We start from the raw sequence: 26,372 nt of genomic DNA, 5'->3' as shown, positions 1-26,372 counted from the left end.
CAAAGCAATTTTGCGCTGAAGCGACGAAGCAATCCATGTTTCCTTTGCGGGACGATGGATTGCTTCGCTTCGCTCGCAATGACGTCTCTCCAATATCGTGCGCTATCCCCGCCGTTTCGCATTCGCCGCGATCGACAGCAGCGCGCGCTGTCCGATCACGGCGGCAAGCGAGGCCTGCTTGCGCATCTCGAGCGCGGCGGTCGCGAGCTGCTCGACCACGGTCACCAGCCGCGGCGCGCTGAAATTGCGCAGCGCGATCTCGACCGCGGCCTTGCGCGAGAAGTGCAGCCGCGGAAATCCGCCTTCGAGCACGGCGGTAACAGGCGTGCCGTCGGCGACCGCGAGCGCCGATTTGTGCAGCCAAGCCGCGTGGCGCTGCGCGGCCGAGATGATCACGCCGGGATAGGTGCCGGCGACCATCGCTTTTGCGAACTCGCTCTCGACCAGCGCGGCGTTGCCGGCAAAGGCGCCGTCGACGATCGGGTCGAGCTTCAGCTCGGATGCGTCGGAGACGACAGTCATCACGTCTTCAAGCGTGATCTCGCCCTTGCCGTGCGCGAACAGCGCGAGCTTGCGCAGCTCGTTGCGCGAGGCCTGGCGGTCGCCGCCGAGCAGCGACATCAGCACCGCGCGCGCGTCCGCAGCCAGCCGCAGGTTGGAGATGCGCAGCTCGTCCTCGATCAGCTTGGTCAGGTCGCGCTCGGTGTCGGGATAGCAGCCGATCGCCACCGCATTCCTGGCGCGCTCGCAGGCCTTGCGCAGCGGCGATTCCGGCCGCAGCTCGCCGGCCTCGATCACGATCCGGCAATCCTTCAACTGTGTCTCGGCGAGCGTGTCGACGCCGCTGGCAAAATTGCGCGAGCCGGCGCGGACGCGGATGGCGCGGCGGCCGCCGAACAGCGGCACCGTCATCGCCTCGTCGACCAGCCGCGAGGGCTCGGCGGCGAGCTCGTCGCCATCGAGCCGCACCAGCGAGAACGGATCGTTGGGATCGTCGACCGCCGACGCCATCAGCGCGTCGGCGCGCTCGCGCACGAGGCCCGCATCCGGGCCGTACAGCAGGATGATCGGGCGGCCGGCGTCAGGCCGGGCGAGAAAGCTGTCGATCTCTTTTCCGCGAAGCGCGACCAATGCGGTGATCAGGTCCCGGCCGAGAAGAACGACGCCAGCCGGGTCTGGATGTTGTCGGCGATCTCCTGCGCGGCGCGGTCCTCGGCGTCGCGGAAGGCGCGCGAGCGGGCGAAGCGCTGATAGGAGCCGGGCATGTCATAGGACACGCGCGAGAAGGTCGTGCCGGTCATCACCGACTTGTTGGACGCGATCTCGATCAGGTTGAACTGCGCGTTGATGCCGTAGTTCTCGCTGGTCGGCAGCGCGGTGGCGGGGTCGATCATCAGCGAGGAGCGGCTGGTGGTGAACCGCAGCACCAGCTTGTGGGTCGGCGGCATGCCGGTGGCATTGCCGTAGAGCTTGAAGGCGAGCGCGTTGCGGATCTCGACGCCGATCCGCGCCTCGCGCGAGGCGTTCGGCTTGTCGACCGGCGGAATCTCGACGCCCATCAGCTTTTCGCGCAGGCCCGGCGTCCCGTCGGTATGCTCGGCATACATCGGGTGAAAGCAGCCGGCCGTCAGCGCGGCCAAGGCCGCCACGGCCAAAAGCCGGGCAGCGATCCTGATCCTAGCCGACGACATTCACGATCCTCATGGGAACTACGATCACCTTGCGGACGGGTTTGCCGCCCAGGGCGAGTTTTACCGCATCGAGCGCCAAAACGGCAGCCTCTATATCCGGATTTTGGGCGGTGCGTGGCACAGTAACATCACCCCGCTTCTTGCCGTTGACCTGAACGACCAGGGTCACGCTGTCTTCGACCAGCAAATCGCGCTCGATTTGAGGCCAACCGGCCTCCGATACCAGCCCGCTCTGGCCCAGAACCGCCCAGCACTCCTCGGCCAGATGCGGCATCATGGGCGAGAACAGGTGGACCAGGATGGTCGCGGCCTCTTTTATCGCCCAGACGACGTCGGGCGCGGGCTTGTCACCCTTCCCCAATACCTCGGCCAATGCGTTGGCGAACTCGCGGATATGGGCGAGGCAGACGTTGAAGTGCAGCCGCTCGATGCCCGACGAAACCTTGTCGAGCGCACCGTGCGCGGCCTTGCGCAAGGCGAGTGCCTCGGGCCCGAAGGTCGCCGACCGCGCCGCCGGCGCCGACTTTGCGATCTCGGCCGATTCGTTCACCAGCCGCCACAGCCGCTGCACGAAGCGCGAGGCGCCCTGCACGCGCTCGTCGCTCCAGATCACGTCGCGATCCGGCGGCGAGTCGGACAGCATGAACCAGCGCGCGACATCGGCGCCGTAGCTCGCGATGATGTCGTCGGGGTCGACGGTGTTCTTCTTGGACTTCGACATCTTCTCGATCGGACCGATCTCGATGTCTTCGCCGGTCGCCATCAACACCGCGCGGCGGCCGTTGCCGCCGATCTCGACCTTCACCTCGGCCGGCGTGACATAGGTGCCGTCGGCCTTCTGGTAGGTCTCGTGCACCACCATGCCCTGGGTGAACATGCCGGCGAACGGCTCCTTCATGTCGATGTGGCCGGTCGCCTTCATCGCGCGGGTGAAGAAGCGGCTGTAGAGCAGATGCAGGATCGCGTGCTCGACGCCGCCGATATACTGGTCGACCGGCATCATCCGGTTGGCGACCGCGGGCGTCGTCGGCGCGTTCTCGTTCCAGGGATCGGTGAAGCGCGCGAAGTACCAGGACGAGTCGACGAAGGTGTCCATCGTGTCGGTTTCGCGCACCGCCTTGCCGCCGCATTTCGGGCAGGTGACGTGCTTCCAGGTCGGGTGATGGTCGAGCGCGTTGCCCGGCTTGTCGAAGGTCACATCCTCCGGCAGCGTCACCGGCAACTGGTCGTCGGGCACCGGCACCACGTCGCACTTGGGACAATGGATCACCGGGATCGGGCAGCCCCAATAGCGCTGGCGTGAAATGCCCCAGTCGCGCAGGCGGAAATTCACCTGGCGCTCGCCGACGGCCCCCACCCTTCCCTCCCCCGCTTGCGGGGAAGAGTTAGGCAAGGGGCGCATCTCGCTCTCAAGGCGCTTGGCGACCTCTTCCTTCGCCTGCTCGATGGTCATGCCGTCGAGGAAGCGCGAATTGATCATGCGGCCATCGCCGTCATAGGCGGTGTCGGTGATGACGAAGCTCTTCGGGTCCTGGCCCTCGGGGCAGACCACCGGCACGTTGCCGAGCCCGTATTTGTTGACGAAGTCGAGGTCGCGCTGGTCGTGTGCCGGACAGCCGAAGATCGCGCCGGTGCCGTATTCCATCAGCACGAAATTCGCGACATAGACCGGCAGCTTCCAGCTCGGGTCGAACGGATGGATCGCCTTGATGCCGGTGTCGAAGCCCTGCTTCTCGGCGGTGTCGATGATCTCCTGCGCGGTGCCGATCTTCTTGATCTCGGAGATGAACTCCGCAAGCTTGGGGTTCTTCGCGGCCGCGGCCTGCGCCAGCGGATGATCGGCGGAGATCGCCATGAACTTCGCGCCGAACAGCGTGTCCGGCCGCGTGGTGAAGATCTTCAGCTCGCTCTCGCCGGCCGGCGGCGTCGCCGTATCAAGCGCAAAGCGGATCAAGAGGCCTTCGGAGCGGCCGATCCAGTTGCGCTGCATCAGCCGCACCTTGTCGGGCCAGCGGTCCAGGCCGTCGAGCGCCTCCAGCAGCTCCTCCGAGTACTTCGTGATCTTGAAGACCCACTGGCTCATCTCGCGCTGCTCGACGATCGCGCCCGAGCGCCAGCCGCGGCCGTCGATCACCTGCTCGTTGGCGAGCACGGTCATGTCGACCGGATCCCAGTTCAGCTTGCGCTTCTCGCGCTCGGCGAGGCCCGCGCGCAGCATGTCCAGGAACATCTTCTGCTGATGCTTGTAGTAGGAGGAATCGCAGGTCGCGAACTCCCGGCTCCAGTCGAGCGACAGCCCGATCGACTTGAGCTGCTTCTTCATCGCGGCGATGTTGTCGTAGGTCCAGGCCTTCGGCGCCACCTTGCGCTCGATCGCGGCGTTCTCCGCCGGCAGGCCGAACGCATCCCAGCCCATCGGATGCAGCACGTTGAAGCCCTTGGCGCGCATGTAGCGCGCCAGCACGTCGCCCAGCGTGTAGTTCCTGACGTGCCCGATATGGATGCGCCCGGACGGATAGGGAAACATCTCGAGCACGTAATATTTCGGCCGCTTATCGTCGTTCTTCGAGGCGAAGATCGCCTTGTCGTCCCACAGGCGCTGCCAGCGGGGCTCGGATTCACGGGCGTTGTAGCGTTCAGAGGTCATGAAATCGCAGGGCTTTGGGTGGAGTTTTGGGTCCTATCAAAGGACGGCGGACTAGGCCACAAAAACGCCCATGGGGTCAACGGTTTGGGTCCCACAAAGCCTCATCCCTCACGGCCTGGCCCTGCCGCTGCCGCAGGGGGCGGATCGGGGTTGGTTGGGGCTGCCGCAACTGGCTGCCTTAGCATTACAGTTGCATCTTCCTGAAGGTTCTGAATCTATGGGCGACCATGATTCGGGATCTGATGATTGGTGGCGCGTCGGTTGAGGATACGCTGACGCTGTGGGCTTCGTCGTTGCGAGATGCCAAGCAACGCATCCGTCCGCTGTTTACGCAAGAGCGGGTCGCGGCCTCGGCGGGGCAATTTCTCGACGGACTGTTGGGCAACGAGCCGCGCAAGACGGGTTGGATGCGGGCGGAAGCGGCTGGCGATCCAGGCCCGTGGCGCCAGCAGGCGATTCTGGGTCGGGGGCAGTGGGATGCCGACGCGCTGCGCGATATTGTACGTGAGTACGCGCTGGAAACGCTGGGTGACGAGGACGCGGTTCTGGTCATCGATGAGACCGGCTTTTTGAAACAGGGCAAGGCCTCGTGTGGGGTCGCGCGCCAGTACACTGGCTCGGCGGGCAAGATCACCAATTGCCAGATCGGAGTGTTTGCCTCCTATGTGTCGCGGCATGGCCATGCCTTCATCGATCGGGCGCTCTACCTGCCAAAGGAATGGACGGACGAACCCGCTCGCCTGAAGGCCGCACATGTCCCGAGCGATGTGAGCTTTGCGACGAAGCCCCGGATCGCGCATCAAATGATCGCTCGCGCGATCGCCGCAAAGGTGCCGTTCTCGTTCGTAGCAGCGGACAGCGTGTATGGCACGGGAGCGATCGAAACCCTGCTGCGCAAGGCGGGCAAAGGCTTGTTCTGGGGGTTGCTTCCAATCACGTGTTCTATTCCTGGGGCAAGCAGCAGCCTGTCGCCGGCACTGCCTCTACGATCGCGCAGAGCCTTCCCAAGAAGGCCTGGCGCCGCCTGCCGTCCGGCGAAGGAACCAAAGGTCCGCGCTGGCACGACTGGGCCTATCTTGAGCTGGCCGATCTCGACGCCGGCGAATACAACGACGACCTTGCCGGGGAATGGACCCGAGGTCTTCTGATCCGCCGCAATATTGCCGACAACAGCTTATACCAATCCGCTGAGGTGCTGACTCACGGCGAGCATTCCCAAATCAGAGGATCGATGATTCAACATGGCAACTGGAGGGAGTTGCCATGGGCCAGCCGATTGCGGTTCGAACGGATTTTGCAGCGGTTGAGCTGCGCCGGCTGGCGCGGCGGGCGAAGGACAGCGATCAGGTCCGGCGCCTTCTGGCGATCGCTGCGGTGCTCGATGGCGCATCGCGTATAGCGCGACAATCTGGGTGGGAAGCCGACGATCGCCTTGGGAACCCCACCGAAGTACGCCAATGCCTGGGTCTGGCCTTCAATCCAGTCTGGCAGTCGCTGACCGAAGCTCGCCATAGCGAAGGTCAGCGACGAGGCGGCGAGCACCGCGACAAAAATCTGGGCCTGGCGGATCTCGCCGGTTTGCGGATCAATCACCTCTACCGTCGGCCCGGCATAATCGGTCTGCATCACCGCACCCGCCTCATGGCGGTGGCGGAAGGTCGCCGTTGCCCGGCGCTGATAGGCGTCAAATTTCTCGCAAAACCACGTGTAACCATAACCGTCGGGATGCACCGTCCGGTATTCCTGCCACAGCAGCGTCAGCGTCACGCCCTTACGCTTGAGCTCCTGCGCTACCCGTGGCCACTCAGGCTCGCTCAAATCCTGCGGCGGCCGTCCTACCCGCCGGAACAGAGCCCGCTGCAACGCGCTCTCGCTCTCGTAAATCGGTGGTAGCGGCCAGCTCAGGCCCGCTTCACGCGCCCGCAGCAGGTAGGTGGCAACCGAGGTCTTGCTGATCTGCAGCCGCTCCGAGATGGCCCGAACCGATAGGCCTTGCTCGTAGGTCAGCCGCAGGATCGATCGTAGGTCCTTCACAGTGGTTCGTTTCGCTTGCTTCCGTCTCGGCATTGCCCCTCTCAAACTCAGCTTGAGAGAGAACATTGCCTGAACGGCGCTCCCGAAAACCAACCCCCACGACTGTCCGCGAATTAGCGGAATCCCTGTCCCGGAATTACTGAAATCCCTGTCCGCGAATTACCGAAATCGCTGTCCGGGATTTACCGAAACACGCACGGCTGGCACGGAGCGAAGGAGCTGAAGATCCCGCACAACATCTCGCTGATGCCGTTGCCGCCGCGTTCGCCCGAGCTGAACAGCCAGGAGAATATCTGGCAGTTCATGCGCCAAAATTGGCTGTCAAACCGCGTCTTCAAATCCTATGACAACATCGTCGATCACTGCTGTTGCGCCTGGAACACTCTCATCGATCAGCCGTGGAAGATCATGTCAATCGCGCTCCGCGATTGGGCCTACATCGGTCGATCAATTTGAGGATTGGTATTAGCCTTCTTCTCCACATGGTGCCCCAAGGGCACGTCCATGCAGAAGCTGGTATCCGTGGAAGGCCATCGCTGGGCCATCGAAGACAGCTTCGAAACCGCCAAGAACGAGCTCGGTCTTGATTACAACGAAACCCGCTCCTGGCATGGCTGGCATCGCCATGTCTCACTGGTCATGCTTGCCTTCGCCACGATGGCCGTCATCCGTCATCGGGCCAACACCGGAGCATTGCTTAAAAAAACGCGACCGCGGCCCCGACCGAAGCATCGTTCTTGATCCGCTGGTCGATCCAGGAAATCCGCCGCATCGCCATGAAGCTCGCCCAGCGGCGCATCCCGCATGCCCACATCCTCGCATGGTCATCCTGGCGCAGGGCTCATCAAGCCAACGCGCGCAAAGCGCATCTCAAGCAAAAATTACAACTGTAATGTTAGGCAGTGTGGACTCTAAGGATTCCCTTTTGAGAGCAAATCAGATTCAAGGCTGCTTTTGGGGAGGCAGTCTTGGGTGTGATGGATCGTTTGGTGTTGAGCGACGCGGCCTGGGAGCGCATGGCGCCGCTGATCATCGGCCGGCCCGACCAGAAGGGCTCGACCGGGCGAGACAACCGGATGTTCGTGGAAGGTGTGCTTTGGATCGTGCGGACCGGCTCTCCCTGGCGTGATCTTCCGGAGGTGTTCGGGGACTGGAACAGCGTGTTCCGGCGCTTCAGCCGATGGAGCACCAAGGGTGTTTGGTGGCGGATCTTCGAGGCGATGTCCGACGACCCAGACTTCGAATATCTAATCGTCGATTCCACCATCGTCCGGGCGCATCAGCACGCCGCTGGGGCGAAAAAAGGGGGCCTGAAGATCAGGCGCTTGGCCGCTCGCGCGGCGGCCTGAGCACGAAGATCCATATGGCCGTTCGCGGTCTTGGATGTCCTGTCCGGTTCACGCTCACCGCAGGCCAGAAGGGCGATGCACCGCAAGCCGCCGCATTGATCGAGGGACTGCCCGCCGAGGTCGTCATCGCCGACACAGCCTATGACGCCGACCATTTGCGCCAAGACATCGCCGCCAAAAAGGCGCTCGCCGTGATCCCCAACAACCCGTCACGCGCGCTCAAATATCCGCTCGACAAGCATCTCTATGCCCAGCGCCATCTCGTGGAATGCTGCTTCTCCAAACTCAAGCAGTTCCGTCGCGTCGCTACCCGCTTCGAAAAAACCGCCCGAAATTACCGAGCCGTCGTCACTCTCGCTGCCATCGTCCTATGGATGCGATAAGTGTCCACACCGCCTAGCATTACAGTTGTAATTTTTGCTTGAGATGCGCTTTGCGCGCGTTGGCTTGATGAGCCCTGCGCCAGGATGACCATGCGAGGATGTGGGCATGCGGGATGCGCCGCTGGGCGAGCTTCATGGCGATGCGGCGGATTTCCTGGATCGACCAGCGGATCAAGAACGATGCTTCGGTCGGGGCCGCGGTCGCGTTTTTTTAAGCAATGCTCCGGTGTTGGCCCGATGACGGATGACGGCCATCGTGGCGAAGGCAAGCATGACCAGTGAGACATGGCGATGCCAGCCATGCCAGGAGCGGGTTTCGTTGTGATCAAGACCGAGCTCGTTCTTGGCGGTTTCGAAGCTGTCTTCGATGGCCCAGCGATGGCCTTCCACGGATACCAGCTTCTGCATGGACGTGCCCTTGGGGCACCATGTGGAGAAGAAGGCTAAGCTGTTGTCGGCAATATTGCGGCGGATCAGAAGACCTCGGGTCCATTCCCCGGCAAGGTCGTCGTTGTATTCGCCGGCGTCGAGATCGGCCAGCTCAAGATAGGCCCAGTCGTGCCAGCGCGGACCTTTGGTTCCTTCGCCGGACGGCAGGCGGCGCCAGGCCTTCTTGGGAAGGCTCTGCGCGATCGTAGAGGCAGTGCCGGCGACAGGCTGCTGCTTGCCCCAGGAATAGAACACGTGATTGGAAGCAACCCCCAGAACAAGCCTTTGCCCGCCTTGCGCAGCAGGGTTTCGATCGCTCCCGTGCCATACACGCTGTCCGCTGCTACGAACGAGAACGGCACCTTTGCGGCGATCGCGCGAGCGATCATTTGATGCGCGATCCGGGGCTTCGTCGCAAAGCTCACATCGCTCGGGACATGTGCGGCCTTCAGGCGAGCGGGTTCGTCCGTCCATTCCTTTGGCAGGTAGAGCGCCCGATCGATGAAGGCATGGCCATGCCGCGACACATAGGAGGCAAACACTCCGATCTGGCAATTGGTGATCTTGCCCGCCGAGCCAGTGTACTGGCGCGCGACCCCACACGAGGCCTTGCCCTGTTTCAAAAAGCCGGTCTCATCGATGACCAGAACCGCGTCCTCGTCACCCAGCGTTTCCAGCGCGTACTCACGTACAATATCGCGCAGCGCGTCGGCATCCCACTGCCCCCGACCCAGAATCGCCTGCTGGCGCCACGGGCCTGGATCGCCAGCCGCTTCCGCCCGCATCCAACCCGTCTTGCGCGGCTCGTTGCCCAACAGTCCGTCGAGAAATTGCCCCGCCGAGGCCGCGACCCGCTCTTGCGTAAACAGCGGACGGATGCGTTGCTTGGCATCTCGCAACGACGAAGCCCACAGCGTCAGCGTATCCTCAACCGACGCGCCACCAATCATCAGATCCCGAATCATGGTCGCCCATAGATTCAGAACCTTCAGGAAGATGCAACTGTAATGCTAGGCCTGCCACCTCGCTTAAAAGCGCTCTAAGCGGCAAGATCCGCAACGACGGCGTCGAGCACCGGGAAGCCAGACTTCGTCACCCGTAGCCGCCCGTCGGCATCGACCGCGATCGCGCCTTCCTCGCGCAACATGGCGATGCGGTGCGGATCGAGCTGACGACCTGACAGCGCCGCATAGCGCCTGGGATCGATGCCCTCGGCGAGCCGCAGTCCCATCAACAGGAATTCGTCTGCGCGTTCTTCGCTGTTGAGGCTATCGTCGGTGGTGACGCCGTGCCCGCTTGATTCGACCCGCATCAGCCACGCCTCGGGCCGTTTCTCGGTCGCGGTCGCGTGTCTCACCCCATCGATGTCGAGCCGGCCATGCGCGCCGGGGCCAATGCCGGCATATTCCTCGCCGCGCCAGTAGACGAGGTTGTGCCTGCACTCGGCGCCGATGCGGGCGTGATTGGAGATTTCGTAGGCGGGCAAGCCTTCGCGGGTGCAGACCTCCTGCGTCACATCATAGAGCGCGCGTGCGGTCGCTTCATCCGGCGTCTGCAACTTGCCGGCGGCGTGCAGTCCGAAGAACGGTGTGCCTTCCTCGATCGTGAGCTGATAGAGCGACAAATGTTCGGCCGCTTCCGCGATCGCCTGCTTCAATTCGCTCGCCCACATCTGCGGCGTCTGGTCGGGACGCGCATAGATCAGATCGAAGGAATAGCGGTCGAACGCGGAGCGCGCGATCGCAACCGCATCGAGCGCCTCGCGCGCCGTGTGCAAGCGCCCCAGCGCCTTCAGTGATGCATCGTCCAGCGCCTGGACGCCGAGCGAGACGCGGTTGACGCCGGCAGCGCGATAGCCACGAAAGCGTGTCGCCTCCACGCTGGTCGGATTGGCCTCGAGCGTGACCTCGACATCGCGCGCGACCTGCCAGTGCTTGCCGATCGCATCGAGCACCGCGCCGACGGTCTGCGGCTGCATCAGCGAGGGCGTGCCGCCGCCGAGGAAGATCGAGGAGACTTCGCGTCCTGGCACACGCGCGGCCGTCGTCTCGATCTCGCGGGCAAATGCGCTTACGAAGCGCTCCTCGTCGACGGGCGCATGCCGGACGTGGCTGTTGAAATCGCAATACGGGCATTTCGACAGGCAGAACGGCCAGTGCACGTAGACGCCGAAGGCTGCTCGTTCAGCGCGGCTCAAGGCAAATCTCCACGAGCTTCACGAAGGCGCGCGCGCGATGCGACAGGCCAAGCCCGAGCGGCGGCAGGCCGTGCTTCTCGATGCTGGTCATCTCGCCGAATGTACGTGTGTATCCGTCGGGCAGGAAGGCCGGATCGTAGCCGAAGCCGGCGGTGCCGCGCGGCGGCCAGACCAGGGTTCCATCGACGCGGGCCTCGACCTCGTCGAGATGATCATCAGGCCAGGCCACGCACAGCGCCGAGACGAAATGCGCCTTGCGCTGTTCGGGAGTGGCGGCGCCGCGCTCCTGCAGCAGGCGCTCGATCCGCGTCATCGCGGCCATGAAATCCTTGCCCTCGCCGGCCCAGCGCGCCGAATAGATGCCCGGCGCCCCGTCCAGCGCGTCGACCACAAGGCCGGAATCATCCGCAAAGGCTGGCAATCCCGCCGCCTTGGCCGCCGCGGACGCCTTGATCGCCGCATTGGCGCGAAAATTGTCCCCGGTCTCTTCGGGCTCGGCGAGGCCGAGCTCGCCGGCCGACACCGCCTCGATACCGTGCGGCGCCAGCAGTTCCCGCATCTCGGCAAGCTTGCCGGGATTATGGGTGGCGATCACGAGCCTTCCGGTGATTCGGCGGTGCATGACCAATCTGTCTACGCCACCGCGATCTTTTGCAAGTCGACCAGACGCGCGACACCTTTGCGCGCCAGCGCCATCAACGCCAGGAATTCGTCCTGCGAGAACGGAGTCTTCTCGGCGGTGCCCTGCACCTCGATGATGCGGCCGTCGCCGGTCATGACGAAATTGGCGTCGGTCTCGGCTTCGGAATCCTCGGCATAATCGAGATCGAGCACCGGCGTGCCCTGATAGATGCCGCAGGAGATCGCCGCCACATTGTCGCGCAGCACGTTGGCCTTCAGCATGTTGCGGGCCTTCATCCAGTTGATGCAATCAGCCAGCGCCACCCAGGCCCCGGTGATCGAGGCGGTGCGGGTGCCGCCATCGGCCTGAATCACGTCGCAATCGACGGTGATCTGGCGCTCGCCCAGTGCCTCAAGGTCGATGGCCGCGCGCAGCGAACGGCCGATCAGCCGCTGGATTTCGACGGTGCGGCCACCCTGCTTGCCGGCGGAGGCCTCGCGGCGGGTGCGTTCCAGGGTGGCGCGCGGCAGCATGCCGTATTCGGCGGTGACCCAGCCGCGGCCCTGGCCCTTGAGCCAGGGCGGCAGCCGCTCCTCCAGCGTGGCGGTCACCAGCACATGGGTGTCGCCGAACTTCACCATGCAGGAACCCTCGGCATATTTGACGACGCCGCGTTCCAGCGACACGGGACGCAGTTCATCGGGCGCACGGCGGCTTGGCCGCATGAAGTCCTCCAAAAATCCGAGAAAAATGGCTGGCCGTGCTTGTAGGAGGGGGAAGGGGCAGCGGCAAGGGTTTTTGGCCCCGGTATCGGAGGCCGAATGCATGCTTGTCACCGGCCTCCCCGATCGACAAATTAGGGGCAATGTGAGGGAGTAGAGCGTGGCTCACCACGATCCGATAGGGTTGATCGCACCGCATGCCGGGCTGGCTCAGCTCAACGAACGTTCACGCGACATTTTTCGTCAAATCGTCGAAAGCTATCTGGCGACCGGCGAGCCGGTCGGCTCGCGCAACATCTCGCGCCTGATCGCCTTGCCGCTGTCGCCGGCCTCGGTCCGCAACGTGATGTCGGACCTCGAGCAACTCGGCCTGATCTACGCGCCGCACACCTCCGCCGGCCGGCTGCCGACCGAACTCGGTCTGCGCTTCTTTGTCGACGCGCTGATGCAGGTCGGCGATCTCACCGAGGACGAGCGGCAGTCGATCCGGACCCAGCTTGCCTCCGTCGGCCGCGCGCAAACGGTCGAGGCCGCGCTGGAGGAAGCCCTGATGCGGCTGTCGGGCCTGACCCGCGCCGCAGCGGTGGTGCTGACGCCGAAGTCGAATGCGCGGCTGAAGCACATCGAATTCGTGCGGCTGGAGCCGGAGAAGGCGCTGGTCGTGCTGGTCAGCGAAGACGGCCAGATCGAAAACCGGGTTCTGGCGCTGCCGCCGGGTGTTCCGTCTTCCGTGCTGACCGAGGCGAGCAATTTCCTCAATGCGCGGATCCGCGGCCGGACGCTGGCCGAAGCGCGCCTCGAGCTCGAGACCGCGTTGACGCAGAGCCGCGCCGAACTGGATCAGCTGACCCAAAAGGTCGTCGCGGCCGGAATCGCGAGCTGGTCCGGCGGCGAGAACGAGGATCGGCAACTGATCGTGCGCGGCCATGCCAATCTGCTCGAGGATCTGCATGCGCTCGACGATCTGGAGCGCATCAAATCGTTGTTCGACGACCTCGAGACCAAGCGCGGCGTGATCGATTTGCTCGGGCGCGCCGAGCGCGGCGAGGGGGTGCGGATTTTTATCGGCTCGGAGAACAAGCTGTTCTCGCTGTCGGGTTCCTCAACCATCATGGCGCCTTACAGCGACGCCCAGGGCCGGATCGTCGGCGTCCTCGGCGTGATCGGGCCGACACGGCTGAATTACGCCAGGGTGATTCCCACGGTCGATTACGCCGCGCGCATCGTGAGCAAGATCCTGGGCGGCTGACCGGAGGGCGGAAGGGCGCTTGATTTTCCCTGCCCAAAGCACGATATCCCCCTAACCAATCCCCAAGATTTGAATCGACGCGAGTTTTCGAGAAGGCAAGCCATGACCGATCCGAACCGGACGAATGACAATACCGAGAATCCGGCGCCGACGGGTGAGCCTGTGGTCTCCAAGCCCTACATCATGCCTGATGAGCCTGAGGTTGGATCGGCCGAGACGCTGGCCAAGGAACTGGCGGAGGCGCACGACAAGACGCTGCGCACGTTGGCCGAGATGGAGAATCTCCGTCAGCGCACCCGCCGCGAGGTCGCCGACGCCAAGACCTACGGCATTACCGGCTTTGCCCGAGACGTGCTCGAGATCGCCGACAATCTGCAGCGCGCGCTTGATGCCGTGCCGGCCGAGGCCAAGGAAGCCGCGGATCCCGGCCTCAAGGCGCTGATCGAAGGCGTCGAATTGACCGAGCGTTCGCTGCTCAACGCGTTGGAAAAGAACGGCGTGAAGAAATTCGATCCGATCGGCGAGAAGTTCGATCCGAATTTCCAGCAGGCGATGTTCGAAGTGCCTGACCCGTCGGTGCCGTCAGGTACCGTGGTCCAGGTCGTGCAGGCCGGCTACATGATCGGCGAGCGCGTGCTGCGTCCGGCGCTCGTGGGCGTTTCCAAGGGCGGCGCCAAGGCCGCCCCGGCTGCCGATTTCACGGCCTGATCGTCCGAACCTGGACAGGGCGCGGACGCAAGCGGTGCAGCTTGCGATCGCCGCGGCGTCATGCCGGCGGTTTCTCATGGGCCTTCGGCCAATAGGTGCCGAAGCTCCAGAGATCTCCTTCGAGGTCGCGGCAGGCAAAAAGACCTTACGCGAGGTCGGACGACTGGATGCGCTTGACGCCGGCCTTGTCCATATCGGACCAAGCCTTGGCCAGCGACCCCTGGGTGTCAATGCCGCGGCAGGCGTCTTCCACCACATAGGTTTCGAAGCCGGCCTTGCGGGCGTCGAGGGCAGTCGGCGCGCCCTGCGAGAAGCGCGATCAGCCCCGCGGCTCGACGCCGTCGCGCACCGCGCGGAAGCGCGGGAACGCCTTCTCCCAGTCGGTGCGCGGCGAGCTGCCGATGATGCGCATCGACGACTGCGAGCCGAACCGCAGCCACTGCACGATGGTCACCGGCGTATTGTCCTTGCCGCTGGTCGCGTCGATCCGGGTCTCGTAGCCCGGCTGGCCGTCGATCCGGATCGGCTCGGACATCGTGATGCGTCCGTCACGAACGCCGGGGATGGTGGTGGCGACCTGTTGGGCGAAACGGCCGCGGTCGTCGGGAGAGGCCGCGGTCGAGGCGACGACGCCGAGGATCATGAAAGGCTTGGCCTCGAAGCCGCTCTTCTCGTCGCCGTCGGCCAGGATCAGCGCCGCGCCGGGCGCCACCATGCGGACGTTCTTGAAATCGGCAAGCTGGGTGACCTTGAACGGCATCAGGCTGAGCTGCTCGTCGACCGGCACCTCGTTGCGGATCACGGCGGAGGCGAACATCTGGCGTACGGCGTCATCGGTGTAGATCTTGGCGGCATTCTCGGGCACCTGGACCGCGACATAGCCGGAGAAGGTCGGCCCCGGCAGGATCATGGAATAGCGCCGCACATTGGTGGCGCCGTCCCGCGCGCTCTCGATGGTGTAGTAGCCGAGCCCGGCCGGCGTCTCGAGGCTTTCCGGCTTGATCCCGCCGCTGCCGCCGGGATTTGCCTTGAAGGCGCTGACCACCTCGCCATAGGCAGCCGCGGGCAGATCCGCGATCAGCACCTTCACGCTCTGGTCCTCGGTCTCGAAACCGACGAACGTCTTCGCGCGGACAAGGCCGACCAGCGGCTTCATTCCGACATGTGCGCCCGGCGGAAACACCACGTCGGCAGCGAAGGCAGAGCACGTGGCGGCGATCAGCAAGGCAACCGCAGCGAGAAGGCGAAAAGGCATCATGGAGGATCTACCGGTTTGCTCGGCGGCCGTTCGATGGGCCGATGCAGGGCTGGGTGGGCCTCAGTCAGTCGGCCCGCTTTTAGCGGTTTTGATGGCCCTGCAACAGGGTCGCCATCTCTTCATTCCGGCCTGGCAGCCCCGATTCCGGACGTGTTTTGCCGGATAAGCCGGCACTTTCCGGTGTTTCCCGGCATCTCGGGGGGCTCGCGCGAGCCCCGCCGCCAGCGGCCAAATAGCGCGCCCTCCCTCGCTCGCGTGCGGGACCGTTGTGAGCGTTCACTCAACAAGCGGCACGCTCGCGCGGTGGCGGATCGCCGTCGGTTGCGCTCGCAATCATTGCTGATTTGTTAACATGTTTCGGGGCTGAACCAGCGTTGACCCGGAGGCTGACACAATCTTTCAAACGTCAGTCTTTTCAGGCCTCAACGTTGCGTCCAGTCCTTGCGGGCCAGACCCTCTCTCCTATATCAGGCTCACCGTCGCAATATCGCGAGTATGTGAACGTCTGGGGGTTCGGTACGGAGCGCCGTCAGGGCCCAACCAACCTGCCGTAGCAAGAAGGATATGAAAACCATGGGTAAGGTCATTGGGATCGACCTCGGCACCACGAATTCGTGCGTTGCCGTAATGGATGGCAAAAACGCCAAGGTGATCGAGAATGCCGAGGGCATGCGGACGACGCCGTCGATCGTTGCCTTCACGGATGATGGCGAGCGGCTTGTCGGCCAGCCGGCGAAGCGCCAGGCGGTGACCAATCCCGAGCGCACGTTCTTTGCGGTGAAGCGCCTCATCGGCCGCCGCTACGACGACCCGATGGTCGAGAAGGACAAGAAGCTCGTTCCCTACAAGATCGTCAAGGCATCGAACGGCGACGCCTGGCTCGAAGCCGATGGCAAGACCTATTCGCCCTCGCAGGTCTCGGCCTTCATCCTGCAGAAGATGAAGGAGACCGCTGAGGCTCACCTCGGCCAGAAGGTCGATCAGGCCGTCATCACGGTTCCCGCTTATTTCAACGACGCACAGCGTCAGGCCACCAAGGACGCCGGCAAGATCGCCGGCCTCGAAGTGCTGCGCATCATCAACGAGCCGACGGCAGCCGCGCTCGCTTACGGCCTCGACAAGACCAAGTCCGGCACGATCGCGGTATACGACCTCGGCGGCGGCACGTTCGACATCTCGATCCTCGAGATCGGTGACGGCGTGTTCGAAGTGAAGTCGACCAACGGCGACACCTTCCTCGGCGGTGAGGATTTCGACATGCGCTTGGTCGGCTATCTCGCCGACGAGTTCCAGAAGGAACAGGGCATCAACTTGCGCAACGACAAGCTGGCCCTGCAGCGCCTGAAGGAAGCTGCCGAAAAGGCCAAGATCGAGCTGTCGTCGACCACGCAGACCGAGATCAACCTGCCGTTCATCACGGCTGACCAGACCGGTCCGAAGCATCTGACGATGAAGCTGACCCGCGCCAAGTTCGAGGCGTTGGTCGACGATCTGATCCAGAAGACCATCGAGCCCTGCCGCAAGGCGCTGAAGGATGCCGGCCTCACCGCCGCTGAAGTCGGCGAAGTGGTGCTGGTCGGCGGCATGACCCGCATGCCGAAGGTTCAGGAAGTGGTGAAGCAGCTGTTCGGCAAGGAGCCGCACAAGGGCGTCAACCCGGACGAGGTCGTCGCGATCGGCGCTGCGATCCAGGCCGGCGTGCTGCAGGGCGACGTCAAGGACGTGCTGCTGCTCGACGTGACCCCGCTGTCGCTGGGCATCGAGACGCTGGGTGGCGTGTTCACCCGCATCATCGACCGCAACACCACGATCCCGACCAAGAAGAGCCAGGTGTTCTCGACGGCCGAGGACAACCAGAACGCCGTCACGATCCGCGTCTTCCAGGGCGAGCGCGAGATGGCGGCCGACAACAAGATGCTCGGCCAGTTCGACCTGATGGGCATTCCGCCGGCTCCGCGCGGCATGCCGCAGATCGAGGTGACCTTCGACATCGACGCCAACGGCATCGTCAACGTCTCGGCCAAGGACAAGGCGACCGGCAAGGAACAGCAGATCCGGATCCAGGCATCCGGCGGTCTGTCCGAGGCCGACATCGAGAAGATGGTGAAGGACGCCGAGGCCAATGCGGCCGAGGACAAGAAGCGCCGCGAGGCGGTCGACGCCAAGAATCACGCCGACGGCCTGGTTCATTCGACCGAGAAGGCTTTGGCCGAGCACGGCTCGAAGATCTCGGACACCGAGCGTCGCGCGATCGAAGATGCCGTCAGCGACCTGAAGGAAGCGCTGAAGGGCGACGACGCCGAGGCGATCAAGGCCAAGACCAACACGCTGGCGCAGGCTTCGATGAAGCTCGGCGAGGCCATGTACAAGCAGCAGGCCGAGGCCGATGCGGCCAAGGACGCTGCGAAGGATGACGTCGTCGACGCGGAGTTCACCGAGGTCGACGACGACAAGAACAACAAGAAGTCTGCTTAACGCGCGGGCCTGAGATGATGACCCTCACGCCAAAGAGCACGCTGAGCGTCTCGATGGAGTGGGGGTCATTTTTCGTTAAGCCGATCGCGGCATTTTCCCGACAGGCGCGGTCCCTGGCGATGAACTTCCAACGGAACTGACGGATGTCCACCAAGCGCTGCTACTACGAGACCCTCGAGGTCGATCGGAACGCGGACGAGACCAAGCTGAAAGCGGCTTTCCGCAAGCTCGCGATGAAGTGGCACCCGGACCGCAATCCCGGCGATGCGCAGAGCGAGGTCCGGTTCAAGGAAATCAACGAAGCCTATGAAGTGCTGAAGGACGGCGAGAAGCGCGCCGCCTATGACCGCTTCGGCCACGCGGCCTTCGAGCACGGCATGGGCGGCGGTGGCGGTCCCGGCTTCGGCGCAGGCTTCGCCTCCTCCTTCTCCGACATTTTCGAAGACCTGTTCGGCATGGCCGGGCAGCGCCGCAGCGGCGGCCGCGAGCGCGGCGCCGACCTGCGCTACAACATGGAGATCACGCTCGAGGAAGCCTTCCAGGGCAAGACCGCGCAGATCGAGATCCCGGTCTCCGTCACCTGCGAATCCTGCTCGGGCACCGGCGCCAAGGCCGGCACCAAGCCGAAGACCTGCTCGACCTGCGGCGGCGCCGGCCGCGTCCGACAGGCACAGGGCTTCTTCACGCTGGAGCGTACCTGCCCCGGCTGCCAGGGCCGCGGCCAGATGATCGAGGACGCCTGCACCTCCTGCGGCGGATCCGGCCGGGTGACCCGCGACCGAACGCTGTCGGTCAACATCCCGCCGGGCGTCGAGGACGGCACCCGCATTCGTCTTGCCGGCGAGGGCGAGGCCGGTATCCGCGGCGGTCCGCCCGGAGACCTCTACATTTTCCTGTCCCTGACTGCCCACCAGTTCTTCCAGCGCGACGGTGCCGACCTGCACTGCCGCGTGCCGATCTCGATGGTAACGGCTGCGCTCGGCGGCGAGTTCGAGGTGCCGACCATCGACAAGGGCAAGACCAAAGTGAAGGTGCCGGCCGGCACGCAGTCCGGACGGCGATTCCGCATCGCATCAAAGGGCATGCCCGTGCTGCGGTCCCGCCAGACCGGTGACATGTATGTCCAGGTTATGGTTGAAACGCCGCAGAATCTGACCAAGAAACAGCAAGAATTGCTGGCGGAGTTCGAAAGGCTGTCGTCCGGTGCAACCCAGCCGGAGGCAGCGGGTTTCTTCTCTAAGGTCAAGGACTTCTTCGGAAACCGCTCCGCCCAGCAGTAGTCGTCGTGCTTGACCGTAACGGTTTCGAGCTATACGTCTTTGTGACTGTTTTCTGACAACCGCTCGATCGTGCGGTCCCGCTTGGTAGCGACATGCCCTTGCAATCGTCCGCGCGTGCGTTGAAGAAGCCCCTCCGTCTCGATGACGAGGTCCGTTTTCTCCGTTCATGGATTGAGAAGCCGCTGCATATGGGCGCGGTGATGCCATCGGGGCGACTGCTGGCCCGCACGATGGCGCAATATGTCGACGCGAACGCCGAAGGGCCGGTCGTCGAACTTGGGCCCGGGACCGGTGCGATCACCAACGCGCTGATCGAGCATGGCGTCGATCAGAAGCGGCTCGTGCTGGTCGAATACAATCCGGGCTTCTGCGCACTGCTGCGCGAGCGCTATCCGCAGGCCAAGGTTGTCCAGGGCGACGCCTACGCGCTGCGCGACGCGCTCTGGGAGGTCATGAAGTCTCCCGCCTCCGCGGTGGTGTCCGGCCTGCCGCTCGTCACCAAGCCGATGCTGACGCGCGTGAAGCTGATCCGCGACGCCTTCGTGGCGCTCGCACCCGGCGCTCCCTTCATTCAGTTCACCTATTCGGTCGTGCCCCCGATCCCGAAATCGCTACCGGGCGTGTCCACAGAAGCTTCCGAACGGATCTGGATGAACCTTCCGCCCGCGCGGGTCTGGGTGTATCGCAAGGGCTGATCGCTCTGCGCTCTCGCGCGGGCTCGCCCGACCTGCGATTTCAAAATGTCCGCGCTGAAAATCCTTGTGATCCCGGGATCGCTTCGTACCGGCTCGCTCAATGCCAAGCTGGCAGCAGTCGCCGCGCTGGAACTGGTGCAGCTCGGCGCGGATGTCACCCGCATCTCGCTCGGCGATTTTCCGCTGCCGATCTATGACGGTGACCTGCAGGCCAAATCCGGCGTGCCGCTGAATGCGGTCAACCTCAAGCGGATGATCGGCGCCCATCACGGCGTGCTGATCGTGACGCCGGAATATAATTCCTCGGTGCCGGCGCTGGTGAAGAACACGATCGACTGGGTCAGTCGCGTGCAGGACCCGCACGAGGCCCGCGGCGAGGTGTTCCGCGACCGTGTCTTCGCGATCGCTGCGGCCTCCGGCAACCGGCTCGGGGGGACGCGCGCGCTGGCGGCGCTGCGGCTGATCCTCTCGGCGTGCCACGCGACCGTGATTCCGAACCAGCTTGCACTGTCATTCGCCGAGCAGGCCTATGACGATATGGATCGTCTAAAACACCACGCCGACATCGAGGCGATGCGGGCGTTGACGCGGCAGTTGATCGATCATTCCCAACGCATGATGTGAGGTGACATGCAGCCAGCCAGGATCGCTCCGAGAGACCGGTTGATTGTGGCGCTCGATCTGCCGTCCGTCGCTGCGGCGGAGGCGATGATCGAGAAGCTCGACGACAGCGTGGCCTTCTACAAGATCGGCTATCAGCTCGCCTATGCCGGCGGCCTGCCGCTGGCGAAGCAGCTTGCTAACAGCGGCAAGAAGGTCTTCATCGATCTCAAGCTGCACGATATCGGCAACACGGTCGCGCGCGGCGTCGAGAGCATCGCGAGCCTCGGTGCAACCTTCCTCACCGTGCATGCCTATCCGCAGACCATGAAGGCCGCGGTCGAAGCGCGCGCCGGCTCCGGCCTGAAGATCCTCGCGGTCACCGTGCTGACCTCCTACGATGACAACGATCTTCATGCCGCGGGCTATCGCCTCAACGTCTCCGATCTCGTCGAAGCGCGCGCCAGACAGGCGCAGGCGCTCGGCGTCGATGGCCTGGTGAGCTCACCCGAGGAAGCGGCCGCCTTGCGCAAGATCGTCGGCCCTCGGATGCATCTTGTGACGCCGGGGATCCGGCCGGCGGGATCGGCCACCGGCGACCAGAAGCGTATCATGACGCCGGCCCGTGCGATTGCCGCCGGCGCTGACTATCTGGTGGTGGGGCGGCCGGTGATGGAAGCAGCTGACCCCAAAGCCGCCGCAGAGGCCATTCAAGCTGAGATCGCGCAGGCGCTTGCCTGAACAGCAACAAGGGAGAAAGAAATGGCGAAGGGCTACTGGATTGGACGCGTCGACGTTCACAATGAGGAAGGCTACAAGCCTTACATGGCGGCCAATCCGGCCATCTTCCAGAAATTTGGCGGCAAGTTCATCGTGCGCGGTGGCAAGTTCGCCAGCGTCGAGGGCCAGAGCCGCTCGCGCAACGTCGTGATCGAATTTCCCGACTACGAGACCGCTCTGGCCTGCTACCACTCGCCGGAATATCAGGCCAACATCAAGGTGCGGCAGCCGCATTCGATCGCCGACCTCATTATCATCCAGGGCCACGACAGCCCGTAGACAGCCGGTTCAGCTGCCGGAACAGCCTCGATGACCCCCGTTCGACGCATGATCCATCGCCGGAAAACCGGTTTCCACTTTCCCGGATCATGCTTTATACGGCCCTCAGAGGTGAGCCATGGCTGACATGCGTCTAATCGTTGCGGGAGCCGGCGGCCGGATGGGCCGCACGCTGACGCGGGTAATTTCCGAAACCCCGGGAGCGGTTCTGGTGGGCGCGCTCGAAGCGCCGGGCTCGGAACTGCTGGGCAAGGATGCCGGGGTGCTGGCCGGCCTGCCGGCCAACGGCGTCACGCTGTCGGCCGACCTGTGGTCGATGTCGGCCAATGCCGACGGCATCTTGGATTTCACCGTGCCGGCCGCGACCATCGCCAATGTCGCGATCGCGGCCCAGCGTGGCCTCGTTCACATCATCGGCACCACCGGCCTGTCGCAATCGGATGATGCCGTGATCAGGAGCGTGACCGATCGAGCGATCGTGGTGAAGTCGGGCAATATGAGCCTCGGCGTCAATCTGCTTGCCGCACTGGTCAAGCGCGTCGCGCAATCGCTCGACCAGAGCTTCGATATCGAAATTCTGGAGATGCACCACAAGTCCAAGATCGACGCGCCGTCGGGCACGGCGTTGATGCTCGGCGAAGCCGCTGCCGCGGGACGCAAGATCGCGCTGGAGCAGCATTCGGCGCGTGGCCGCGATGGACTTACCGGCGCACGGCGCGCCGGCGACATCGGCTTTGCCTCCCTGCGCGGCGGCACCATTGCCGGCGACCACAGTGTGATCTTTGCAGGTCCGTCGGAGCGCATCACGCTCTCTCATCATGCCGAGGACCGCGCGCTGTTCGCGCAAGGTGCGCTGAGGGCGGCGCTGTGGGCGCAGGGCAGGAAGCCCGGCATGTACTCGATGGCTGACGTGCTCGGGCTGAGTGAATAATAAAGCTAAAACAACAATGGAAACTTTGAATGAGCGAACGTCTTCTTGTGCTCGTGCGGCACGGCCAGAGCGACTGGAACCTGAAGAATCTCTTCACCGGATGGAAGGATCCTGATCTCACCGAGCAGGGCATCAACGAAGCCAAGGAAGCCGGCCGCAAGCTCAAGGCGCAGGACCTGTCGTTCGACGTTGCCTTCACCTCCGACCTTACGCGCGCCCAGCACACGCTGAAACTGATGCTCGCCGAGATCGGCCAGACCGGGCTGCCGACGACGCAGAACCTCGCGCTCAACGAACGCGACTACGGCGATCTCTCCGGCCTCAACAAGGACGACGCGCGCAAGAAGTGGGGCGAAGACCAGGTGCTGATCTGGCGCCGTTCCTACGACGTGTCGCCGCCCGGCGGCGAAAGCCTCAAAGACACGCTTGCGCGCGCCTTGCCCTACTACGTGCAGGAGATCCTGCCCGGCGTGCTGCGCGGCCAGCGCACGCTGGTTGCTGCCCACGGCAATTCGCTGCGCGCACTGATCATGGTGCTGGAAAAGCTGACGCCCGAGCAGATCATCAAGCGCGAGCTCGCGACCGGCGCGCCCGTGGTGTACCGGCTCAATGCCGATTCCACCGTGGCATCCAAGGTCGATCTGGCTGGCTGAGCGAGCGGACGCGCGCATCGGCGCAGCAGCCCGGTCCACGTCATTGCGAGCGATAGCGAAGCAATCCATCGCGCGGCACGCGCGGAAGAATGGATTGCTTCGTCGCTGTCGCTCCTCGCAATGACTGGAGCTGCACCGTTCACGGCTTCCTAGGATGGCGGGAAGCTGAACCGTTCGCCTTAGTGCAAGCCCACCTGCCCGGCTTCCCAGCCCAGCATCGCCTGCTTGCGGGTGATGCCCCAGTGATAGCCGGTCAGCGCGCCGCTCTTGCCGAGTGCACGATGGCAGGGCACCACGAACGACACCGGGTTGCGGCCGACCGCGGCGCCGACGGCGCGTGACGCCTTCGGATTGCTGATCTTGTTGGCGATGTCGGAATAGCTGACCGCGCGGCCCATCGGGATCTTCAGCAACGTCTCCCACACCCGCACCTCGAAATCGGTGCCGATCAGGACCACGCGCAGCGGTTGGTCCGGCCGCCACAACCGCGTATCGAAGATACGCTGCGCCAACATGGTGGTGCCGTCGGTGTCCTCGACATAGGTCGCGTTCGGCCAGCGCCGCGTCATATCGGCGAAGGCGATCTGCTCGTCACCGGGATCGGCGAAGGCGAGGCCCGCCAGCCCCCGGCTCGTCGCGATCACGATCGCGGTGCCGAACGGCGAGGGATGGAAGCCGTAGCGCAGCGTCATGCCGGCGCCGCCGTTCTTCCACTCGCCTGGCGACATCGCCTCGTGAGTCACGAACAGGTCGTGCAGACGGCCCGGCCCTGAAAGGCCGGAGTCGAGCGCCGCATCGAGCACGCTGGCGGAGCCGCGCAGCAGGCCCTTGGCGTGATCCAGGGTCAGCGCCTGCATGAAGGCTTTCGGCGTCAGCCCCGCCCAACGGCGGAACAAATGGTGGAGCTCATCCGGCGTGACACCGGCGGCGTCGGCCATCGCCTCGATGGTCGGCTGCGCACGCCAGTGCTCCGAGATGAAGGCGATCGCGCGCCGCACCGAATCGTAGTCACGCAACGCTGCGTTCTGGAGGCCCGGCTTGGTCAGGCGCTGGTCATGTATGGCGAGTGTCATCATGGTCTCTGATTTAGGAGCCATGGCGCGTCCGAACCACCCGATTTCTGACAAGCCGCGATCAATGAATGGGATTATAGGTCGGGCCTCGCTTGGCGGTGTTTAGCGCGGCTATCAAGGCTTTGGAAAAGCTGGCCTTTTCGTCCGGACTCAGGAAGCTCCCGATGCTCACCCGGCGGCCCCTGGAGATCAGGTAAAGCCGTTCGATGCCGAACTCCTCATGCGACTTCTGCTCGAACTGCACCCAGAGCGGATTGAGCACCCATTCCACCACATGGCCGCGGTGGCTGATCCGGCGCACCCGCAATTCTGATGATGTCACGGTGATCTCCTCGCTCGCTTTGGCGGTACGGAAATTGACCTTGAACGCCCAATAGATCACCAGCACGTCGAGGCCGAAGAAGCCGAAGATCGGCCAGGCACCCATCCACCAGAACACCGCGCCGGCGATGAAGCTGATCGCGGTGACCGCTGTCATCAGCACCGCGAAGCCGGTCCGGTTGAGCGAGCGGTGCGGCGTCAGCAATGCCGAGAACAGCGCCGGCTCGGCGTCAGAGCCGATCGCCTCAAGGTCATCCTTGGGATCAAAATCATTGCCTGCAGTCATGACGTATCAGTATATCCCGGTCATGGCCAAAATCATCCGCTCTCAACGCGCCAAGACATCAACCGTTCGGTCCGCGCCGAAGAAGCCCGCGAAAACGGCAAGGCCACTGTCTAAACGCGCGGCAAAGAAGGCGGCGAAACCGAAGCCCTGGACGGAAGTGGAGGTCTACGATGCCTTCGATCGGTTCCGCAAAGCCAATCCCGAGCCCAAAGGTGAGCTCGAACACCTCAACCCCTACACGCTGCTGGTCGCGGTGGTGCTGTCGGCGCAGGCGACCGATGCCGGCGTCAACAAGGCGACACGGGCGCTGTTCGCGGTCGCCGATACGCCGGAGAAGATGCTCGCGCTCGGCGAGGACAAGGTGCGCGACTACATCAAGACCATCGGGCTGTATCGCAATAAGGCGAAGAACGTCATTGCGCTGTCCGAGAAGCTGATCGCCGAATTCGGCGGCGAGGTGCCGCGCACCCGTGCCGAGATCGAGTCACTACCCGGCGCCGGCCGCAAGACCGCGAATGTCGTGCTCAATATGGCGTTCGGCGAGCACACGATGGCGGTCGATACCCATGTGTTTCGCGTCGGAAATCGCACGGGGCTGGCGCCTGGCAAGACCCCGCTCGAGGTCGAGCTGGCGCTGGAGAAGGTGATCCCGCTGGAGTTCATGCTGCACGCCCATCACTGGCTGATCCTGCATGGCCGCTACACCTGCCTCGCGCGCTCGCCGCGTTGCGAAGTATGTCTGATCAATGACCTTTGCCGGTGGCCGGAAAAGACCGTCTGAGGCATGATCGACATCATGAGGTTGTAACCACTGCGAGTGGTTTCTGGGGCCGCTTCGGGATCCCGCTCTTCGCGGTGCTCGTCGCGCAAATGCGGCGTGGCCGTCTCCTGAGTGCGCCGTTATCGCAGCGAAATTTCCTGATGCCGTCGCGGCTCGATCAACTCGGGCCGCGAGCCGGACAGCCGCTTGTGCATGTGGACCATGAAGCGGACAGCCGCTTGTGCATGTGGACCATGAAGGCCATGCCGAACAGCGGTGTCGCCAGATTGACGATCGGGATCGAGACGAAGGCGGCGATGAACAAGCCCGCGGTGAATATGGTCGATGCATGGTCCCGGCGCATCGCCTTGGCTTCCGCGGGCGAGCGGAAACGCATCGCGGCGAGCTCGAAATATTCCCGTCCCAACAGCCACGCGGTCGCGATGAAGAACACGATGAAGCCGACGCCCGCGAACAGCACGAAAGGCAGTGCAACCAGGTAGACCAGGATCGTCAGCAGCGCCGTCTTGGCGCCTTCGGTCATCGCGAGCGCGAATGGCAATGCCGCGCCGGGCGGCTCGGCCGGATAATGCTCGCGCTCGACAATGTCGGCGACGTCGTCGACGAACAGGCTCGCTACCAGCGAAGTGATCGCGGGCATCAGGAAGATGCCGCCGAGCACGACGCCAAGGCCGGCGGCGATCGAGATGACCCAGGACAGCACGTGCAGGGTGGAATGGAAGTTCGGGCCGAGCATGCCCTCCGCCCAGACCTCGCCATAGTCGGCAAACCAGCTGAGCAGCCGCTGCAAGCCGATCGCCAGCACCGTGATGAGCACGAGCGCAAGCCCGATCGAGCGCCACAGGATCGCGCGCATCGGCGGTGACAGGATCTGCGAAAGCGCCTTGACGGCGGCGTCCAACATGACTGGGTTACCTCTCCGGAAGTTC

General features: G+C 64.0%; 23 protein-coding genes and 8 pseudogenes. 17 read left to right on the top strand and 14 right to left on the bottom strand.

Features of this window, described 5'->3' with window-relative positions:
- Window positions 1–102: 102 nt before the first annotated feature.
- The 3 genes from holA to leuS are packed head-to-tail and all read right to left on the bottom strand — an operon-like array spanning window position 103 to window position 4,338.
- Complete coding sequence (gene holA, locus MTX19_RS00865) at window positions 103–1,131, bottom strand: DNA polymerase III subunit delta (protein WP_280982052.1); 1,029 nt, start codon at window positions 1,129–1,131, stop codon at window positions 103–105.
- 8 nt (window positions 1,132–1,139) lie between these two features.
- Window positions 1,140–1,691 carry an LPS assembly lipoprotein LptE gene (lptE, locus tag MTX19_RS00860; RefSeq protein ID WP_280982051.1) on the bottom strand — a complete coding sequence of 184 codons (552 nt, stop codon included), beginning with the start codon at window positions 1,689–1,691 and terminating at the stop codon, window positions 1,140–1,142.
- Window positions 1,678–4,338 (bottom strand): leucine--tRNA ligase, encoded by a 2,661-nt coding sequence (gene leuS, locus MTX19_RS00855; protein ID WP_280982050.1) that lies wholly within the window; start codon window positions 4,336–4,338, stop codon window positions 1,678–1,680. The genes lptE and leuS overlap by 14 nt, the downstream gene beginning before the upstream one ends.
- Window positions 4,339–4,565: 227 nt before the next feature.
- Here leuS and MTX19_RS00850 point away from each other — a divergent pair.
- Together MTX19_RS00850 and MTX19_RS00845 are read left to right on the top strand one after the other, a co-directional pair.
- A pseudogene (locus MTX19_RS00850) lies at window positions 4,566–5,506 on the top strand (IS701 family transposase); the annotation flags it as partial.
- Window positions 5,507–5,601: 95 nt separating this feature from the next.
- A pseudogene (locus MTX19_RS00845) lies at window positions 5,602–5,733 on the top strand (IS630 family transposase); the annotation flags it as partial.
- 27 nt (window positions 5,734–5,760) lie between these two features.
- Here the strand turns inward: MTX19_RS00845 and MTX19_RS00840 are convergent.
- Window positions 5,761–6,405 (bottom strand): annotated as a pseudogene (locus MTX19_RS00840) (sigma factor-like helix-turn-helix DNA-binding protein); the annotation flags it as partial.
- Between the two features lie 168 nt (window positions 6,406–6,573).
- Between MTX19_RS00840 and MTX19_RS00835 the strand changes: the two are divergent.
- The 4 genes and pseudogenes from MTX19_RS00835 to MTX19_RS00820 form a co-directional block, all read left to right on the top strand.
- A pseudogene (locus MTX19_RS00835) lies at window positions 6,574–6,828 on the top strand (transposase); the annotation flags it as partial.
- A 9-nt stretch (window positions 6,829–6,837) separates the two neighbouring features.
- Window positions 6,838–7,113 (top strand): annotated as a pseudogene (locus MTX19_RS00830) (IS701 family transposase); the annotation flags it as partial.
- Window positions 7,110–7,265, top strand: coding sequence for a hypothetical protein (locus MTX19_RS00825; protein WP_280978692.1), 156 nt, complete (start codon window positions 7,110–7,112; stop codon window positions 7,263–7,265). The pseudogene MTX19_RS00830 and the gene MTX19_RS00825, both read left to right, overlap by 4 nt.
- Window positions 7,266–7,340: 75 nt before the next feature.
- Window positions 7,341–8,104 (top strand): IS5 family transposase gene (locus tag MTX19_RS00820; RefSeq protein WP_280985793.1). Its coding sequence is split into 2 segments (ribosomal slippage): window positions 7,341–7,682 and window positions 7,685–8,104, totalling 762 coding nucleotides; the frame shifts between segments, so codons are not numbered across the junction.
- Between the two features lie 19 nt (window positions 8,105–8,123).
- Here MTX19_RS00820 and MTX19_RS00815 read toward each other — a convergent pair.
- The 5 genes and pseudogenes from MTX19_RS00815 to rph all read right to left on the bottom strand — a co-directional run bounded on the left by MTX19_RS00815 (window position 8,124) and on the right by rph (window position 12,077).
- The gene (locus MTX19_RS00815) at window positions 8,124–8,279 is read right to left on the bottom strand and encodes a hypothetical protein (RefSeq protein ID WP_280978692.1); all 156 of its coding nucleotides are present in this window, start codon (window positions 8,277–8,279) and stop codon (window positions 8,124–8,126) included.
- Window positions 8,276–9,498: pseudogene (locus MTX19_RS00810) on the bottom strand (IS701 family transposase). Before MTX19_RS00810 ends, MTX19_RS00815 begins: the two are co-directional and overlap by 4 nt.
- Before the next feature lie 74 nt (window positions 9,499–9,572).
- Window positions 9,573–10,730 carry a radical SAM family heme chaperone HemW gene (gene hemW / locus MTX19_RS00805; protein ID WP_280982048.1) on the bottom strand — a complete coding sequence of 386 codons (1,158 nt, stop codon included), beginning with the start codon at window positions 10,728–10,730 and terminating at the stop codon, window positions 9,573–9,575.
- Entirely contained in the window at window positions 10,717–11,352 is a 636-nt protein-coding gene (gene rdgB, locus MTX19_RS00800) for an RdgB/HAM1 family non-canonical purine NTP pyrophosphatase (protein ID WP_280982047.1), read from the bottom strand. Before rdgB ends, hemW begins: the two co-directional genes overlap by 14 nt.
- 11 nt (window positions 11,353–11,363) lie before the next feature.
- Complete coding sequence (gene rph, locus MTX19_RS00795) at window positions 11,364–12,077, bottom strand: ribonuclease PH (protein ID WP_280974756.1); 714 nt, start codon at window positions 12,075–12,077, stop codon at window positions 11,364–11,366.
- 157 nt (window positions 12,078–12,234) lie between these two features.
- On the opposite strand from rph, the gene hrcA reads away from it, so the two are divergent.
- The gene (hrcA, locus tag MTX19_RS00790) at window positions 12,235–13,323 is read left to right on the top strand and encodes a heat-inducible transcriptional repressor HrcA (protein WP_280974755.1); all 1,089 of its coding nucleotides are present in this window, start codon (window positions 12,235–12,237) and stop codon (window positions 13,321–13,323) included.
- Window positions 13,324–13,425: 102 nt separating this feature from the next.
- Window positions 13,426–14,031 (top strand): nucleotide exchange factor GrpE, encoded by a 606-nt coding sequence (grpE, locus tag MTX19_RS00785; protein WP_280982045.1) that lies wholly within the window; start codon window positions 13,426–13,428, stop codon window positions 14,029–14,031.
- 145 nt (window positions 14,032–14,176) lie between these two features.
- Here grpE and MTX19_RS00780 read toward each other — a convergent pair.
- Window positions 14,177–14,332, bottom strand: a pseudogene (locus MTX19_RS00780) (nicotinamidase); the annotation flags it as partial.
- 18 nt (window positions 14,333–14,350) lie between these two features.
- Window positions 14,351–15,289: a hypothetical protein gene (locus MTX19_RS00775; protein WP_280982044.1), complete on the bottom strand. Its 939-nt coding sequence runs from the start codon at window positions 15,287–15,289 to the stop codon at window positions 14,351–14,353.
- A gap of 573 nt (window positions 15,290–15,862) precedes the next feature.
- Between MTX19_RS00775 and dnaK the strand changes: the two genes are divergently transcribed.
- The 8 genes from dnaK to MTX19_RS00735 all read left to right on the top strand — a co-directional run bounded on the left by dnaK (window position 15,863) and on the right by MTX19_RS00735 (window position 22,982).
- The gene (gene dnaK, locus MTX19_RS00770; protein ID WP_280982043.1) at window positions 15,863–17,764 is read left to right on the top strand and encodes a molecular chaperone DnaK; all 1,902 of its coding nucleotides are present in this window, start codon (window positions 15,863–15,865) and stop codon (window positions 17,762–17,764) included.
- Window positions 17,765–17,907: 143 nt separating this feature from the next.
- Complete coding sequence (gene dnaJ / locus MTX19_RS00765) at window positions 17,908–19,044, top strand: molecular chaperone DnaJ (protein WP_280985792.1); 1,137 nt, start codon at window positions 17,908–17,910, stop codon at window positions 19,042–19,044.
- 92 nt (window positions 19,045–19,136) lie between these two features.
- Complete coding sequence (locus tag MTX19_RS00760) at window positions 19,137–19,739, top strand: rRNA adenine N-6-methyltransferase family protein (protein WP_280982041.1); 603 nt, start codon at window positions 19,137–19,139, stop codon at window positions 19,737–19,739.
- 45 nt (window positions 19,740–19,784) lie between these two features.
- Window positions 19,785–20,363: an NAD(P)H-dependent oxidoreductase gene (locus MTX19_RS00755; RefSeq protein ID WP_280982040.1), complete on the top strand. Its 579-nt coding sequence runs from the start codon at window positions 19,785–19,787 to the stop codon at window positions 20,361–20,363.
- Between the two features lie 6 nt (window positions 20,364–20,369).
- Complete coding sequence (gene pyrF, locus MTX19_RS00750; protein ID WP_280982039.1) at window positions 20,370–21,080, top strand: orotidine-5'-phosphate decarboxylase; 711 nt, start codon at window positions 20,370–20,372, stop codon at window positions 21,078–21,080.
- Window positions 21,081–21,101: 21 nt separating this feature from the next.
- Window positions 21,102–21,398 carry a DUF1330 domain-containing protein gene (locus MTX19_RS00745; protein ID WP_280982038.1) on the top strand — a complete coding sequence of 99 codons (297 nt, stop codon included), beginning with the start codon at window positions 21,102–21,104 and terminating at the stop codon, window positions 21,396–21,398.
- Between the two features lie 118 nt (window positions 21,399–21,516).
- A complete protein-coding gene (dapB, locus tag MTX19_RS00740; RefSeq protein WP_280982037.1) occupies window positions 21,517–22,329 on the top strand; it encodes a 4-hydroxy-tetrahydrodipicolinate reductase in 813 nt (270 codons plus the stop codon).
- A 29-nt stretch (window positions 22,330–22,358) separates the two neighbouring features.
- Window positions 22,359–22,982 (top strand): 2,3-bisphosphoglycerate-dependent phosphoglycerate mutase, encoded by a 624-nt coding sequence (locus MTX19_RS00735; protein WP_280974744.1) that lies wholly within the window; start codon window positions 22,359–22,361, stop codon window positions 22,980–22,982.
- 179 nt (window positions 22,983–23,161) lie between these two features.
- Here MTX19_RS00735 and MTX19_RS00730 read toward each other — a convergent pair whose 3' ends face one another.
- Both MTX19_RS00730 and MTX19_RS00725 read right to left on the bottom strand, forming a co-directional pair.
- Window positions 23,162–24,058: a bifunctional helix-turn-helix domain-containing protein/methylated-DNA--[protein]-cysteine S-methyltransferase gene (locus tag MTX19_RS00730; RefSeq protein WP_280984654.1), complete on the bottom strand. Its 897-nt coding sequence runs from the start codon at window positions 24,056–24,058 to the stop codon at window positions 23,162–23,164.
- A gap of 58 nt (window positions 24,059–24,116) precedes the next feature.
- Window positions 24,117–24,662: a DUF2244 domain-containing protein gene (locus MTX19_RS00725; protein WP_280982036.1), complete on the bottom strand. Its 546-nt coding sequence runs from the start codon at window positions 24,660–24,662 to the stop codon at window positions 24,117–24,119.
- Between the two features lie 22 nt (window positions 24,663–24,684).
- On the opposite strand from MTX19_RS00725, the gene nth reads away from it, so the two are divergent.
- On the top strand, window positions 24,685–25,443 hold the full coding sequence (gene nth, locus MTX19_RS00720) for an endonuclease III (protein WP_280984653.1): 759 nt from the start codon (window positions 24,685–24,687) through the stop codon (window positions 25,441–25,443).
- 119 nt (window positions 25,444–25,562) lie between these two features.
- Here nth and MTX19_RS00715 read toward each other — a convergent pair.
- A pseudogene (locus MTX19_RS00715) lies at window positions 25,563–26,347 on the bottom strand (sulfate transporter family protein).
- Window positions 26,348–26,372: the final 25 nt, after the last annotated feature.

Origin of the sequence: Bradyrhizobium sp. ISRA464 (assembly GCF_029910095.1) — a bacterium.
In the GTDB taxonomy this organism is placed as follows: domain Bacteria; phylum Pseudomonadota; class Alphaproteobacteria; order Rhizobiales; family Xanthobacteraceae; genus Bradyrhizobium.
Note: the sequence above shows the minus strand (reverse complement) of the source record. Positions and strands in the feature narration are given on the sequence as shown.